The following is a 15,121-nucleotide window of genomic DNA, read 5'->3' as shown; positions in this document are numbered from 1 at the left end:
TCAGCGCACCGACAACCGAAGGTTGCCAGCCACTGCCGTCAGCCGCCTTGCAGTCCGCAAGAGTTGAAGACAGCCGGGACGCCCGCGCACATCACCTGAATCGGCAATATGAAAGAAGGCAACCCGGAAAACCAGCGATTCTAGCACGGCTTCCGTGCCGTATTCAAATCAGCTTTCGCCCTTTTTCAGCTGGGCCAGGATGGCAAAGGGGTTCTTGCGTTCGGGTTCGGCAGCGGCTTCCCCCTCCCCCACGTCCGGTGCAACGGCGTCATCGTCGCGCATCAGGCGCTCGACATCGGTCGGGCAGCGCTCATGGCGGGGGACGATGGGCGAGGCCATGATCAGCTCGTCTTCCAGCAATTCGAAGAGGTCGAAATTGCGCGACACGGCGAGCACGTCGTCGTCGGAATCCGCGTCCAGCTCGGCGGCGGCGGCCTCATCGGCCACAAAACGGATGCAGCGCTCGATCGCAACCGGAAGGTGAACCGCGCTCAGGCAACGCTGGCACTCCCAGGCAAACTCGCCCTCGCCCCGCAGATCGAGCCAGCGCTGCGGCTCGCCCACACGCTGCGCCACAAGGCGCCCGGTGACCGACCAGTGCACCGGCGGCAACGTCGTCAGATCCGCGTCCGCGGCCAGGCCCTCGGCCAGGCGCGTCAGTTCCGTCACGGCCAGCTCGCCTGACAAGGTTTCTCCAGAATCGATGAAGGCCCCGATGTCCAGCTTGCGGGGCGCCCAGGTGCGTGCTTTCATGGCGGCAGTGTAGGCGAAGCGCCTCTTCGATGCCCCCATAACGGGGACAATGGCAGGATGAACGCCACCGTCTCGACGTTGCCGGGTTCACCGCGTCTGGTGCTCGGATCGACCTCCCCTTACCGACAGGATCTGCTGAAGCGCCTGGGGCTGCCTTTCGAGGTCCGCGCCCCGGGTGTGGATGAAGCGGCCCTTGCGGAAGAGCGGCCCGACGCCCTGGCGTGCCGGCTGGCATGGGCCAAGGCGCACGCCGTGGTCGCTGCATACCCGCACGACGACGTGGTGGTGATCGGCTCCGACCAGGTCGCTGACCTGGAGGGCCGGGCCCTGGGCAAGCCGGGCGACCACGCCGGTGCCACCGCGCAGTTGCGTGCCATGCGTGGCCGCACGGTCCGATTTCACACGGCGGTGACCGTGTGTCGCCCTGCCAGCGCTTTTTCCGAGACCGTGCTCGAGACGGTGGACGTCGACTTCCGGCCGTTGTCGGATGAGGAGATCGAGTCCTACCTGCAACGCGAGCAACCGTATGACTGCGCAGGCAGCGCCAAGGTCGAGGCACTGGGGATCACCTTGCTGTCGCGCGTGACCTCTCACGATCCGACCGCCTTGATCGGCTTGCCCTTGATTGCGGTGTGCCGCCTGTTGCGGGCCGCCGGGCTGGACCCGCTCGCCACTGCCTGACTTTCTTCTCCCCCCCTTTTTCCGGACCTTGCACCAAGCAAGCTCTTCCCGACGTCTCTGTTGCGCCTCTGGCCCTGCCACCCGACCTCATGAATGCCACCTCCTCGCGCCGCACCGGCCGCCTGCTGCTGATCCCCAACTCCCTGGACCTGGGGTGCATCGAAGACGGAAGCGCCCCTCCGGACATCCGCGATGTGCTGCCCCTGGGCGTGCTGACAGCGGCGGCCGGGCTGCAGCACTGGGTGGCCGAGAACGCCAAGACCACGCGGGCCTTTCTCAAACGGGTCAACGAGGTGGTCCCTTTGGCCGTGCCCGTGCAGGCGCAGCAGATCGAGACCTTGCCCCGACCAGCCAAGGGCGGCGGCAAAGGCAACGCGCAGGAGATGGGCGACGCCTTGCTGAAGCTGCTGATGCCGGCCATGGAAGGCCACGACATCGGGTTGATCTCGGAGGCCGGCCTGCCCGCCGTGGCCGACCCGGGATCGGCGCTCGTCAAGGCCGCCCACCAGGCCGGCATCGAGGTGGTGCCGTTCTCGGGACCGACGTCCCTGCTCCTGGCGCTGGCGGCCAGCGGCCTGCACGGACAGAGCTTTGCGTTCACGGGCTACCTGCCGACGGAGGCGGCGCAGCGCGCGCAACGCATCAAGGACCTGGAAACGGCGTCGCGCCGCCTGCACCAGACGCAACTGGCCATCGAAACGCCCTACCGCAACGCCGCGTTGTGGGACGCGTTGGTGCAACAACTGCAGCCCACGACCCAGCTGAGCGTGGCGTGCGGGCTGACCCTGCCCGGCGGCTTTGTCCGGACGGCCACGGTGGCCCACTGGCGCCAGCAGCGCCTGAGCTTGCCCGACAAGGTGCCCGCCGTCTTCTGCTGGCTGGCCGCCTGATCCCGGCCGCCAGGGCGCCTGGCCTCGCTGCGGCAAAGGCTTCGGCTTCTTGACACAATGACGATGCGCGCGCAGCGCATCCCGAATCGCATCCGACCCGAAAGCGTGACACCGTGAGCACGACCCCGACCTCTCTGCACCTGCCCCTAGACCCCCATCACCACAGCGAGCCGGGTGAACTGGCGAACAAACTCGGCTACGCCGGCCTGCTTCCCTTCGTCGGCGGGGCCTTGTTCGTCTGGCTGCTGGTGGGGCGGGTCGAAGACGAGCCGTTCGTTTTCGTGGTGCGCGCACTCACCAGTTATGCAGCGCTCATCGTGTCCTTCCTGGGCGGCATTCCCTGGGGCCTGGTGATGCTGCGAAGTGCGGCCGGCGAGGCGGACGGCCCTTTGCACCACCGCGCGCTGTGGGCCGGCATCGCCTTCTCGCTGGCGGCCTGGGTGGCGCTGCTGATGCCGCCCCACGCCGGCCTCGTCGTGCTGGGCTTTCTGATCATCGGCTGCTACCTCGTTGACCGCAAGCGCTATCCCGAACTCGGCGTGGCGGGCTGGCTGACCCTCCGGTTCCGTCTGACCGTGTTCGCCAGCCTCAGCTGTTTCCTGGCCGCCGCCCAGATCTGAATACGCCATGATCGATTACCGCATTGAAGTGGGTGACGCCCACGCGCACCGTTTTGCCGTCACGATCAAGGTGGCCCGGCCTGCCGAAGGCCAGCTGTTCAGCCTGCCTGTGTGGATCCCGGGGAGCTACCTGGTACGGGAGTTCGCGCGCCATCTGTCGCCCATCGCGGCCCACCAGGGTGGCCGGGCTTGCGCGGTGCGCAGTGTGGACAAGGCCACCTGGCAGGTCGACTGCAGCGCGCGTGGTGCGCTGACGCTCAGCTATGAGGTGTATGCGTTCGACACCTCGGTGAGGGCGGCCTTTCTCGACGCGTCTCGCGGCTTCTTCAACGGCACCAGCGTCTTTCTGAAAATCCACGGTCAGGAAGACACGCCACACCGCGTGAAGATCGCGGGGCTGCCGCGCAGCTGGGCGGTGGCCACGGCGCTGAAGGCGGTCCGGGTCAACACCCAGGGTGTCGGGGATTACGAGGCCTCCGGCTATGACGAACTGGTCGATCATCCGGTGGAGATGGGCCAGTTCTGGCAAGGCACGTTCACGGTGCGGGGCGTGACGCATGTGTTCGTGGTGGCCGGGGCCCCAGACGATCTGGACGGGCAGCGCCTGCTGGATGACACCCGCAAGATCTGCGAGGCCCAGATCGCGTTCTGGCACGGCCGCAAGAAGGTGCCATTCGACCGCTATGTGTTCATGCTCAATGCGGTGGAAGACGGCTACGGTGGCCTGGAGCACCGGCAAAGCACGGCCCTGATCTGCAGCCGCAAAGACCTGCCGCGCACGCAACGGCCCCTCAACCAGGACGCGTACACCACGCTGCTCGGGCTGATCAGCCACGAGTACTTCCACACCTGGAACGTGAAGCGCCTCAAGCCGGAGGCCTTCGCGCCTTACGACTACACACGAGAGAACCACACGCGCATGCTGTGGTTCTTCGAGGGGTTCACGTCGTACTACGACGACCAGTTCCTGCTGCGCACGGGCCTGATCGACGCCACGACTTACCTGAAGCTTCTGACAAAGACGGTGAACCTGGTGCTGGCTGCGCCCGGCCGGCTTCAGTACAGCGTGGCTCAGGCGAGTTTCGATGCCTGGACGCGCTACTACCGCCAGGATGAGAACACGGCGAATGCCACGGTGAACTACTACACCAAGGGATCGCTGGTGGGATTGGCGCTCGATTTGAGCCTGCGCGCCCTGGAGCCGGTGCAGGGCCGCCAACCCACGCTGGACGGTGTGATGCATCGGCTGTGGGCGCTGGGGCGCCCGATCCAGGAGCAGGATGTCGCTCAGGCGCTGGCAGACGAGGCGGGCCGCGCCCCCGCCGGGTCGGCACGACAAGCCCCGCTGGAAGCCTGGGCTGCACTGCTGCACGATTGGACCGAAGGCACGGCCGATCTGCCTCTGCCATCCCTGTTCGCCACCCATGGCGTGACCTGGTCAACGAAGCCCGGATCCTCCGCGCAGCGCCTGGGGCTTCGGCTGACCGAGGCGCCGGGCGGACTGAAGGTGCAAGCGGTGATGCACGGCGGGCTGGCCGAAGCGGCCGGTGTGAGCGCCGGCGACGAGTTGCTGGCCCTGGGCGGCTGGCGCCTGCGCCGCACGGATGACCTGGCCACCTGGCATGAAGCCGACGTTGAACAGTCGCTGCTGCTGACCCGCGATGGCCGGGTGATGACCGTCAACCTGCCTGCGTCGAAGCAGCAAGGCGCTTCGCTGGTCACGGGCGACGTGGTCTCGCTGATGCCGGCCGACAAGCCGGAGCAGGAGGCCCTGCAACGCCGGCTGGCCTGGCTGACACGTTGATGCGTCAGCCCCGGGTCCAGCGTGCGACGGCGCGGCGCCATGCCCTGGCGCTGGCTGTCCTCGTGGCCCTGGTCAGCCTTGTTCACCTGTGGTTGACCCAGGAAGTCGCGCAGCATCTGGCGGCGCCCACGTCCGCTCAGGATCAGCGCATTCAGCGCATGGAGGCGGTCTACGTCAGCGAGATGCGCCTGACAGCGCCGCCTGTGGCGGCCCCTCCTGCCGCGGCACCGCCCGCGCCGGCTCGTCGGACGCGTCCCGGGCGCAAGCCCTCGCCGCCCAAGGCCGCACCCAGCGCGCCCGAAGCCGCCGCCTCGGCGCCGGCCTCCTCTTCAGAGGGGATCGACGTGGCCGGCTCGGCCCCCTTGTCGGATGACGCGCCCTCTGAACCGCTCACCGCATCTGCCAGCGCCAGCCCTCCCTCCTCTGCCCCGGCCAGCGTGGCGCAGCCCGCATCAGAGCTGTCCTCCACCGCCACTGCGGCCTCCGCCGCACAGGGTGGGGCCACGGCGCAGGCGCCGGCCAACGGCTTCGTCTGGCCCGCCGCGGCCCGTGTGCGCTTCAAGATGAACGGCAACTACCGTGGGCCAATCCAGGGCCAGGGTGTGGTGGAATGGGTGCGCCAGGGCAGCCAGTATCAGGTGCATCTGGATGCGACGGTCGGACCCAGCTTCGCGCCGATCGGATCGTGGAACCTCAGCAGCCAGGGGCGCATCACGCCGCAGGGTCTGCAGCCCGAGCGTTACGAAAACGTCAACCGCTTGTTGATTCGCAGCGGCGCACCGAAGGCCATCCAGTTCGACACGGCAGAGGTCCTTTTGCCGGACGGCCAGAAGCTGCCTCGCCCGCCCGGCGTTCAGGATCCGATCAGCCAGATGATCCATCTGGCCTACCAGTTCATCCTCCATCCCTCGCTCGCACAGGCCGGTCAGCGCATCGAGCTGCCGATCGCGTCATTGCGCAAGGTGGAGGTGATTGCCTACGACGTGTTGGGGGAAGAAGTGCTCGATACGCCGATCGGCGCGGTGCCCACCGTGCACGTGCGGCCGAAACGGCTGGTGGAGGACAACAACAACCTGAGCCTGGAGCTGTGGTTCGCGCCAGGCCTGCAGTACCTGCCGGTGCGGATGATGGTGCGGCAAGGCAACGCGAACTTCATGGAGTTGCGCATGAACGGCGCACCCCAGATGGGGGCGACGCCTCCTTCCGCTCCGGCCGCCGCTCCGTGAGCGGCCCGCCGCTGCGACAGACGGTTCAGGACGGACGCGCCTGCGCCTTCGAGAGGCGCTGCTCGATCGTCGCCGCGCTTGCGGCGCCAGGCAACCGCGTGCCGTCTTCGAAGATCAGGGCGGGCGTGCCGTTCACCCGCAGCTTCTGGGCCAGGGCGCCATTGCGCTGGATCGGCGAGGCGCACAGGCCCAGAGCACGGGGAGGCGCGCTGTTGTTGAGCATCCAGTCTCGCCAGGCCTGGGTGCGGTCCTTGGCACACCAGATGGCTTCGGCCTTCTGGCGAGAGTCATCACCCAAAATCGCGACCACAAAGCTGTAGACGGTGACGTCCTTGACCTGCTGCAGGTCGCGCTCGAGTCGCTTGCAATAGCCGCAGTTGGGATCAGCAAACACCACGAGCTGACGCTTGCCGGTGCCGTTCTTCCACACCACGGCGTCCTTCAGTGGCAACTGGGCAAGATCCACCTTGTTGATCTCGTCCAGCCGCTCCTCCGTCAGGTTGCGGCGCGACCGCGTGTCCAGCACGTGTCCGTCGATCAGGTAGTCGCCATTGGCGTCGGTATAGAACACGTGGCCACCGCCGCGCACCTCGATCAGGCCCGCGATGGGTGCCGGCCTGGCCCCTTCGATGGCGGGAAGATCGGGCAGGCGCTGAGCCAGCTTCTGCCGCAAGGCCTGCAACTGGGCGGCCGGCAGATCGGCGGGCTGCTGCGCCATGGCCGATGCGCCGAGGGCAAGGCCCAGTGCCAGCGTCAGCACGCGCAGAGAGGGGAATTTCGAGGTCAGAGACATGTCGAGGGCTTTCTTGGAGTCGGGCGGGCAGGCGCTCAGGCGTCCAGCGCACGGCCGACCAGCCAGTGCTTGAGCGGCCCCAGGCGTTCGACAGCCCGCATCCCTGCGTTGCGGGCCACTTTCAACGGAGCACGGTCGTCGGCGAAGAGGCGGAGCAGCCCGTCGGTCAGGGTGGACATGGCCATCGCCGGCCATTGCCGCTGCCTGACGTAGCGGGCCAGCGTCCGTTCGTCCCCGGCGTGCCGCCAAGGTTCCGTGGTGCGCGCTTGACGCAGGACCGACACCAGCGTGTCCACATCGGCCAAGCCGAGGTTGAGGCCCTGCCCCGCCAGAGGATGGACCTGGTGGGCTGCATCCCCGAGCAACACCCAGCCCGGACCGCTCCAGCGCGAAGCCTGGGCCAGGGCGAGAGGCCAGGACGCCACCTCGGATGCCAGCACAAGGGTGCCCACCTGCTCGGCAGCCACAGGGTCACTCTCACGCAGCGCCTGATTCAGGGCAGCCTCGAATTCGGCAGGCGGCATGGCCTGCAGAGTCCGCGCGCGGTCGTGGGGCACCGACCACACCAGGCCATACGAGGAACCGGGCTCGGGGTCGTGAAAAGGCAGCAGGGCCAGGATGTCTGGCGAGCGGAACCACTGACGCGCGAGCCCGTGGTGAGGATGCGAGGCGCGCAGGCGGGCGGCCACACCCGCATGGCCGTAATCGCGCCGATCGAAGTGGATGCCCAGTGCCGACCGCGTGTCCGAGTGTTTGCCTTCGCAGATCGCCAGCAGGTGCGCCGGGACAGGCGGGGTGTTGCCCTGCAGCGGCGCGACGATGTCGACACGCGGCGCATAGCGCAACGCCTCCGCCAGCAGGCGCTCGAGGTGCGCGGCGTCGACAATCCAGGCCAGCTCGCTCACGTGCTGGCTCCAACTCGAGAAGGTGAGGTGGCCATCGCCATCCCCCTTGATCGCCATGTCGGCCACCGGCGTGGAAAACGCCTTCAAGGACGGCCACACCCGCAGCCGGTCGAGTAAGGCAATGGCGCGCGCATTGAGCGCATAGGTGCGCACGTCGGGACGTGACGGCGCCGGGGCCGCGCCCCGGGCCCATGCCACCCGCCAGCCCTCCGCTGACAAGGACAACGCGAGGCTCATGGCCACGGCGCCAGAACCGCTCACACACACATCGAATGGACCACTGACCATGGAAAACCCGTCAACAATTGATGCCGCACTCCTTGTTCAATGGAGGAGGCAGGCCGTAATCTAACGCGGTATTGGCGAAAACAAGACCACGGGGCGGGAATGTCGGAACAACACGGCCGGACACCGGCAGGCAGCCAGGACGACGCTCCACCTGGCGCCAGTCAGGAGAGCATGGAAAGTGCGCTCTCCTTGATCGAACGCAAGACAGCGCTTCGCATCCTCCTGATTGCGGCCATCGCCCTCATGGCCTTGTGGATCAGCGAATGGACAAGCGGCGTGATCGCGCCGCACGACCGGTGGGCGCAGCCTGCCCTCGCCCTGTTCCTCCTCAGCCAGTACTGGCGGCTCCGGTGCTCGCCCCGGGATCTGCTCTCCACACAGCGCAGGGCGGTCGCGGGGGTCACGGTGTACTGCATGATCGCCATGGCGCTGGCGGCCCTGATCGATCCGACCACGATCACGGTTCAATGGTTTGCCAGCAACTTCATGTGGCTGCCAGCCGTGTCCTTGCTGATCCACCTGACCTTCCCTTGGCGGTGGGCTGTCAGCCTGTGCGTGACGTTGACGGGTGTGGCGGCCCTGCCGGGCTTGTGGATGGTGAGCCAACCGACATCGCCGGAGCAGGGGCAGGTCATCCACTCTCTGCTGATCAACGGGGTGCTGGTGCAAGGTACGTTTCTGGTCGCGCTGGTGGCCGTAGAGCGATTCCGGCACGGCATCGGCCTCATCGTGGCGGGCGACTCGGAGGGGTCGGCCGACGCGCGGCAAGCCCTCGCGGCATGGCTGGAGACCCACACAGCCGAACTGGCCCGTGCGCGGGATGCAGCCGAGTCGGCCTCGCGGGCCAAATCCCGCTTTCTGGCTGTCATGAGCCATGAGCTGCGCACACCGCTGCACGCGATGCTCGTCTCGGCAGATCTGATGGCTGATCCGCACCCGGACCCGGTCGACCCACAGACGCAAGCGCGGCTGCTGCGCACCATCCGCAGCAGCGGGCATCATCTGCTGACACTGATCGACCAGGTGCTGGAAATGTCCCGCATCGAGTCGGGGCGGCTCGACACCACATCCCAACCGCTCGACCTCCGTCAGGTCGCGCTGAAGGCCTGCGCAGCGGTACGCCCGATGGCCGAGCTGAAGGCACTGGACCTCCACACCGACGTGCCACCGGATTTCCCGTCATGCCGGCTGGGCGACGAACTACGCCTGACGCAGGTGCTGATCAACCTGCTGGCCAACGCCTGCAAGTTCACCGTGCAAGGTCGTGTAACCCTGACGATACGGGCGCTGGAAGCACCTGATCTTGCCGCGGGGCTGTGGGTGCGCTGCTCAGTCATGGACACCGGACCAGGAATGGACGAAATCCAGCAGAGCCACGCGTTCGATGCCTTCTACCAGGCAGAGCACGTCGGTATCCGGCCACATGGCGGGGCCGGACTGGGCCTGACCATCACGCGTGAACTCGTCGAGCTGATGGGTGGGCACATCAGCCTTCACAGCGCACTGGGGCGCGGTACCCGCGTCGATGTGGACCTGCCCCTTCAGCCCGTCGGGCATCAGGAGGCCTCCGTGCGGCCGACACCGCCGAAGGTCACGAGGCTGCCGGCCTCGCATGTGCTGGTGGTGGACGACGACGACGTCAACCGCATGCTCATCACCGAGGTGCTTCTGGCCGCCGGCGCCCAGGTTCACGCCGTCGCCGATGGACTGGCCGCGTTGCGCAGCCTGCGGCTTCAGCGCCCCTCGGTGGTGCTCATGGACTGGCACATGGGTGGCATGGATGGCCTCACGGCCACCTTGAAGATCCGCGAGGGGGAGGCTGGCGAGGCCTGCCGTGATGTGCCGGTCATCGGGCTGACGGCCAACGCCTTCGCCGAAGACCGCCGGGCGTGCCTGGCTGCCGGCATGAACGCGGTGCTGACGAAGCCGGTGGAACGGCAGGCGCTGCTGGACGAGGTGGCGTACTGGGCGCAAACCGCCTCGCCAGTGGCGGATCACGGCCCCAGGTTGACGCCCCCCGGGTAAAATGCCGGGTTTGGGCGTGTGCGCCGCCAGCGACCGGCCCTCTCCCCTTCACTTCCAGGAATCCCCATGAGCCTCAAGTGCGGCATCGTGGGCCTGCCCAATGTGGGCAAGTCCACCCTGTTCAATGCCCTGACCAAGGCCGGCATCGCGGCTGAGAACTACCCCTTCTGCACGATCGAGCCCAATGTGGGCGTGGTCGAGGTGCCCGATCCGCGTCTCAAAGCCCTGTCCGAGATCGTTCAACCCGAACGGGTCGTGCCGGCCATCGTCGAGTTCGTCGACATCGCCGGTCTGGTGGCGGGCGCCTCCAAGGGCGAAGGCCTGGGCAACCAGTTCCTCAGCCACATCCGCGAAACCGATGCCATCGTGAACGTGGTGCGCTGCTTCGAGGACGACAACGTCATCCACGTGGCCGGCAAGGTCGATCCGATCGCAGACATCGAGGTGATCCAGACCGAACTGTGCCTGGCCGACCTGGGCACGGTGGAGAAAAGCCTGCAGCGCTACACCAAGGCCGCGCGCTCGGGCAACGACAAGGAGGCCGCTGCGCTGGTCAAGGTGCTGGAAAAGTGCCAGGCTGCGCTCGACCAGGCGAAGCCGGTCCGCTCCATCGACTTCAGCAAGGAAGAGCTGGCCATCCTGAAGCCGCTGTGCCTGATCACGGCCAAGCCGGCCATGTTCGTGGGCAACGTCTCGGAGACCGGCTTCGAGAACAATCCCTTCCTGGACCGCCTGCGCGAGTACGCCGCGGCCCAGAAGGGCGAAGTCGTGGCCATCTGTGCCAAGACCGAGGCCGAACTGGCCGAGATGGACGACGAAGACCGCGCCATGTTCCTGGCCGAGATGGGCCAGGACGAGCCGGGTCTGAACCGACTCATCCGTGCCGGCTTCAAGCTGCTGGGCCTGCAGACCTACTTCACGGCCGGGGTCAAGGAAGTGCGCGCCTGGACCATCCGCATCGGTGACACGGCCCCTCAGGCCGCCGGCGTCATCCACACCGATTTCGAGCGGGGCTTCATCCGCGCCCAGACCATCGCCTTCGAGGACTTCATCCAGTACAAGGGTGAAGCGGGTGCGAAGGAGGCCGGCAAGATGCGCGCGGAAGGCAAGGAGTACGTGGTCAAGGACGGCGACGTGCTGAACTTCCTGTTCAACGTCTGACCTGACCTGATCTGTGACAAGGGCGGCAACTGCCGCCCTTTTTTCTTGCTCAAGCGCGGCGCGGGACTGCCGATAGAGACCGCATCGGGGATAGCCCGAATGGCCGATGCCCCATCCCGGTGTCGTCGGCCAGGCCTCAAGAAGCGAGAAGTTGTCGATGTCCTGGATGATGCAGATGCGCCGTTTCACGATCCGAACCCGGATGCGGGGGGCGATCGCGGTCGTGATGTTGTTGCTGGCGGCCGTAGGCGGCGCGGGCCTGTATGGCATGGTCTACACGCAGGATGCGCTCGACCAGTTCCGGCATCACGCCTACGAGGAGCAGCGTTCGCTGACGCTGGTGTCTCAACAACTGGCTCAGGTTCGCCGGCATGAAAGCACCATGTTGCTCCACGCTGGCCAAGCTGCCTTGGTCAATGGCGCGCTGGAAAAGTGGTCCCGCTCGCTCGAGGCGCTGCGTGAGGCGGCCGGCAAGATGCAGGCCGGCGAAAGCGATGCCGACAATGCTGCGGTCAACGATCTGGTCAGCGCCGTGCAGCGCTACGAAGCGACTGTGAAACGGGTCGCGCCGAAGCTGGTTGCCGGCGGGCTCGCCCCCGAAGAGGTCACGCAGACCTTCGGTGCGGTGCTGGAGCAGGCCGCTGCCATCGACGAGCAGGCTGCACGTCTGGCGACCGCGCTGGAAAGCGAGGCCACCGAGGTGGCCGAAGCACAGCAGGCTCTGACAGAAAAGACCCGCCTCGTGTTCGGCTTGGCCGTTCTGGCAGCATTGCTGGTGGTGGCCCCCACCACCATCCTCAACGAACACGCGATCACGGCCCCCCTGGCGCAGGCGGTCAGCGTGGCCGACGGGATTGCAGCAGGCAAGCTGCATCAGGCGATCCCCACGGACGGGGGCGACGAAACCGCGGCCCTGATGCGTGCGCTGCAGTCGATGCAGGCAGCACTGCGCGCGATGGTGGCCGAGGTGCGCAGTTCGGCCGATTCGATTTCGGTCGCGTCGTCTCAGATTGCCAGCGGCAACATGGACCTGTCGAGCCGCACCGAGAACACGGCGTCGAGCCTGCAGGAAACGGCGAGCTCCGTCGAGGAGCTCACGGCCAACGTGCGCCAGAGCGCCGAGGCCGCCGGCATGGCCAACGAGCTGGCCCAGGGCGCGGCGCGGGCCGCCGAACGCGGCGGCCAGATCGTCGGCGAGGTCGTGACCAACATGGGCGCGATCGACGCCACCAGCCGGCGGATCAACGACATCATCGGGGTGATCGACGGCATCGCCTTCCAGACCAACATCCTGGCGCTGAACGCGGCAGTGGAAGCCGCCCGCGCCGGCGAGCAGGGCCGCGGCTTTGCCGTGGTGGCCGCCGAGGTGCGGTCGCTGGCGCAGCGATCGGCCACGGCCGCCCGCGAGATCAAGCAGCTGATCACGACCTCGGGCGAGACGGTGGCCTCCGGCACCCGCCTGGTCGAGGAAGCCGGTGCGGCGATGCAGGAAATCCAGACCTCGGTGCGCAAAGTGTTCGAAACGATCACCGAGATCAGCCGCGCCGCATCGGAACAAAGCACGGGCATCGGCCAGGTGAACCAGGCCGTCGCCGGACTGGACCAGATGACACAGCAGAACGCCGCGCTGGTGGAGGAGTCGGCCGCTGCCGCTTCCAGCCTGGAAGAGCAGGCCCAGAAGCTGACCCGCTCGATGGCGACCTTCCAGATCTGATGCGGGCCCGGGCAGGGTCAACCCGGCCTACAGTTTCGCCCCCCGCTGTCCGATAACCCAGCAGACGCCCCGCAGAGGGGCACGGTGTGCGCCCCGGTTGGCGCAGTCGAGAACCCGAAAGGTCGTTCATGGACACCCTTCAAGCCACTGCCCCTCAGAGCCCCGCGGTCGCGCGGCCCGAGGCTTCCTCGCCGCCGCCCGGCTTCGGCATGCGCAACAAGTCGGTGTCGTCCAGCCAGGTGCGCCACACAGCCTCGGGACGTGAGTACCTGACCTTCCGTCTGGGCAGCGAGGAGTACGGGATCGACATCCTGAAGGTGCAGGAGATCCGCTCGTACGAACCACCCACCAAGATCGCCAACGCCCCGTCTTACCTGAAGGGCGTGGTGAACCTGCGCGGCGTGATCGTGCCCATCGTGGATCTGCGCGTGAAGTTCAACTGCCTCAACGAGATGGGCGAGGCGGAAATCAACAGCTTCACCGTCGTGATCGTGCTGAACGTGCGCGGGCGCGTGGTGGGTGCCGTCGTGGATTCGGTCAGCGACGTGATGCAGTTGGCCGAGCAGATGATCCAGCCGGCCCCCGAGATGAGCAACGCCGTGGTCGACACGACCTACATCACCGGCATCGCCAACGTGAGCGACCGGCTGCTGATCCTGATGGACATCGAGTCGCTGATGAGCAGCTCGGAGATGGGCTTGATCAACAGCCTGAGCGAACACTGAGCGGTTCGGCCACATCCAACAGCGGGGCAGCGAGGCGATCGACCTCCTGCCCCGTTGTTCATTCGGCCTGCCTGAGCGTGAGGGCCACCGGCCGGTGCACCACCCCGCGCAGGCTCCACCAGCCTGCCAGCCACGCGAGCATGGCCCCGACGGCAGCGCCCGGCAGCAGCGCCCACCACGGAGCACTCCAGGCGAAATCGAACACGCGCGATGCCAGCACCCACCCGATCAAGAGCGAAGCGCCGGATGCCAGCGTGCCTGCCAAGGCGCCCACCGCCAGCAGTTCAAGCCGCTGGACCCGGCCGATGATGGCCTGGGTCGCCCCGAGGGAACGCCAGATGGCCCAGTCGCGTGCGCGCCGTTCCCGCGATGTCAGCAGTCCCGTCATCAGCACGATGAGCCCGGCCGCCAGGGTGAACAGAAAGAGGAACTCCACAGCCGTGATCACCTGGGTCAGCACGCCCTGCAACTGGGTCAGCGTGGCCGAGACGTCCACCACCGTGACGTTCGGGAAGCGCTGCACCAGCAGGCGGTCGATCTGCCCGCTGGCAGGCGCCTTGAAGGACGTGATGTAGGTGTCCGGCCAGGTGGGCTTGTCGGCCTGCGGCGCCATCACGAAGAAGTTGACGCGCATCGACGACCAGTCGACCTTGCGCAGGCTCGTGATGCGCCCTTCTTCCATCTGGCCTGCCATGTCGAAGCGCAGGCGGTCACCCAGCCGCAGGCCCAGCGTCTTGGCCAGGCCCTCCTCCACGCTGAAGGCATCGGGCTCCTCGGGCTGATAGCGGCCCGCCACCACCTCGTTGTGGCGCGGTGCCTCCGCAGCATGGCTGAGGTTGAACTCGCGCTCCAGCAGGCGTTGCGCCCGGTCCTCCTGGTAGGACTCGGGGCGCACAGGCTGCCCGTTGATGGCCACCAGCCGGGCTCTGGCCATCGGATACCAGTCGAAACGGGCGACGCCCGCCCCCGTCAAGGCGGCGCGAAAGGCCTCCACCTGGTCCGGCTGGATGTTGATGACGAAGCGATCCGGGGCATCGGCCGGCGTGGCCTGCTGCCAGCTGGCGATCAGATCGGTGCGAATCAGCACCAGCAGCATCAGCGCCAGCAGACCCAGGCCCAGTGCGCACACCTGCACCACGGTGTGCCAGGGCTGGGCCGTGAGCTGTCGGGACACCAGCGTCCATGCCAGCGGCAGCCGCGCATTGAAGCGGAGGGTTGCCACCCGCATGGCCCACACCGCCGCGCCGCCGACGGCGGCAAACACCACCACGGCGGCCCCGAAGCCACCCAGGGCAATGCCGCCCAACTTGGCATCGCGCGCCACCAGCATCAACAGCGCCAGCAGTGCCCCGCCGCCCAGCAGCCAGACCAGGGCCGAGCCCATCTTGATGCCACCCAGATCCCGCCGCAGCACGCGCAGAGGCGGCACGCGGGCCAGTTGCAGCACCGGGGGCAGGCCGAAGCCCAGGGTGAGCAGCACGCCCACCCCGACGCCCAGCGCATAAGGGGTCCAGCCCGCGGCGGGCAGGGTCACGT

The 15,121-nt window shown here is 67.4% G+C and carries 13 protein-coding genes; 9 read left to right on the top strand and 4 right to left on the bottom strand.

The window, feature by feature from the left end:
- Window positions 1-168: 168 nt before the first annotated feature.
- Window positions 169-753 carry a YceD family protein gene (locus QZ709_RS10965; protein WP_294637331.1) on the bottom strand — a complete coding sequence of 195 codons (585 nt, stop codon included), beginning with the start codon at window positions 751-753 and terminating at the stop codon, window positions 169-171.
- 57 nt (window positions 754-810) lie between these two features.
- Between QZ709_RS10965 and QZ709_RS10960 the strand changes: the two genes are divergently transcribed.
- From QZ709_RS10960 to QZ709_RS10940, 5 genes are all read left to right on the top strand, one after another.
- Entirely contained in the window at window positions 811-1,434 is a 624-nt protein-coding gene (locus tag QZ709_RS10960) for a Maf family nucleotide pyrophosphatase (protein ID WP_294637330.1), read from the top strand.
- An 89-nt stretch (window positions 1,435-1,523) separates the two neighbouring features.
- The gene (locus tag QZ709_RS10955; protein WP_294637329.1) at window positions 1,524-2,324 is read left to right on the top strand and encodes an SAM-dependent methyltransferase; all 801 of its coding nucleotides are present in this window, start codon (window positions 1,524-1,526) and stop codon (window positions 2,322-2,324) included.
- 113 nt (window positions 2,325-2,437) lie between these two features.
- Window positions 2,438-2,944 (top strand): DUF3429 domain-containing protein, encoded by a 507-nt coding sequence (locus QZ709_RS10950; RefSeq protein WP_294637328.1) that lies wholly within the window; start codon window positions 2,438-2,440, stop codon window positions 2,942-2,944.
- A gap of 7 nt (window positions 2,945-2,951) precedes the next feature.
- Entirely contained in the window at window positions 2,952-4,748 is a 1,797-nt protein-coding gene (locus QZ709_RS10945) for a M61 family metallopeptidase (protein ID WP_294637327.1), read from the top strand.
- Window positions 4,748-5,974: a DUF3108 domain-containing protein gene (locus tag QZ709_RS10940; RefSeq protein WP_294637326.1), complete on the top strand. Its 1,227-nt coding sequence runs from the start codon at window positions 4,748-4,750 to the stop codon at window positions 5,972-5,974. The genes QZ709_RS10945 and QZ709_RS10940 overlap by 1 nt, the downstream gene beginning before the upstream one ends.
- 25 nt (window positions 5,975-5,999) lie before the next feature.
- Here the strand turns inward: QZ709_RS10940 and QZ709_RS10935 are convergent, their stop codons facing one another.
- A complete protein-coding gene (locus tag QZ709_RS10935) occupies window positions 6,000-6,767 on the bottom strand; it encodes a DsbC family protein (RefSeq protein WP_294637325.1) in 768 nt (255 codons plus the stop codon).
- A gap of 35 nt (window positions 6,768-6,802) precedes the next feature.
- Window positions 6,803-7,960 carry an FAD-dependent monooxygenase gene (locus QZ709_RS10930; protein ID WP_294637324.1) on the bottom strand — a complete coding sequence of 386 codons (1,158 nt, stop codon included), beginning with the start codon at window positions 7,958-7,960 and terminating at the stop codon, window positions 6,803-6,805.
- Between the two features lie 171 nt (window positions 7,961-8,131).
- Here QZ709_RS10930 and QZ709_RS10925 point away from each other — a divergent pair, with 171 nt between their 5' ends.
- The 4 genes from QZ709_RS10925 (at window position 8,132) to QZ709_RS10910 (ending at window position 13,585) form a co-directional block, all read left to right on the top strand.
- Entirely contained in the window at window positions 8,132-9,985 is a 1,854-nt protein-coding gene (locus tag QZ709_RS10925; RefSeq protein ID WP_294637323.1) for an ATP-binding protein, read from the top strand.
- A 66-nt stretch (window positions 9,986-10,051) separates the two neighbouring features.
- Window positions 10,052-11,146, top strand: coding sequence for a redox-regulated ATPase YchF (gene ychF, locus QZ709_RS10920; RefSeq protein ID WP_294637322.1), 1,095 nt, complete (start codon window positions 10,052-10,054; stop codon window positions 11,144-11,146).
- A gap of 157 nt (window positions 11,147-11,303) precedes the next feature.
- Complete coding sequence (locus QZ709_RS10915; RefSeq protein ID WP_294637321.1) at window positions 11,304-12,860, top strand: methyl-accepting chemotaxis protein; 1,557 nt, start codon at window positions 11,304-11,306, stop codon at window positions 12,858-12,860.
- A gap of 209 nt (window positions 12,861-13,069) precedes the next feature.
- Window positions 13,070-13,585: a chemotaxis protein CheW gene (locus QZ709_RS10910; protein WP_294637351.1), complete on the top strand. Its 516-nt coding sequence runs from the start codon at window positions 13,070-13,072 to the stop codon at window positions 13,583-13,585.
- Window positions 13,586-13,643: 58 nt separating this feature from the next.
- Here QZ709_RS10910 and QZ709_RS10905 read toward each other — a convergent pair.
- On the bottom strand, window positions 13,644-15,121 hold a 1,478-nt coding region (locus QZ709_RS10905; protein WP_366937165.1), incomplete at its 5' end, for an FtsX-like permease family protein.

Source organism: uncultured Aquabacterium sp., assembly GCF_913773725.1.
GTDB lineage: Bacteria > Pseudomonadota > Gammaproteobacteria > Burkholderiales > Burkholderiaceae_C > Aquabacterium.
Note: the sequence above shows the minus strand (reverse complement) of the source record. Positions and strands in the feature narration are given on the sequence as shown.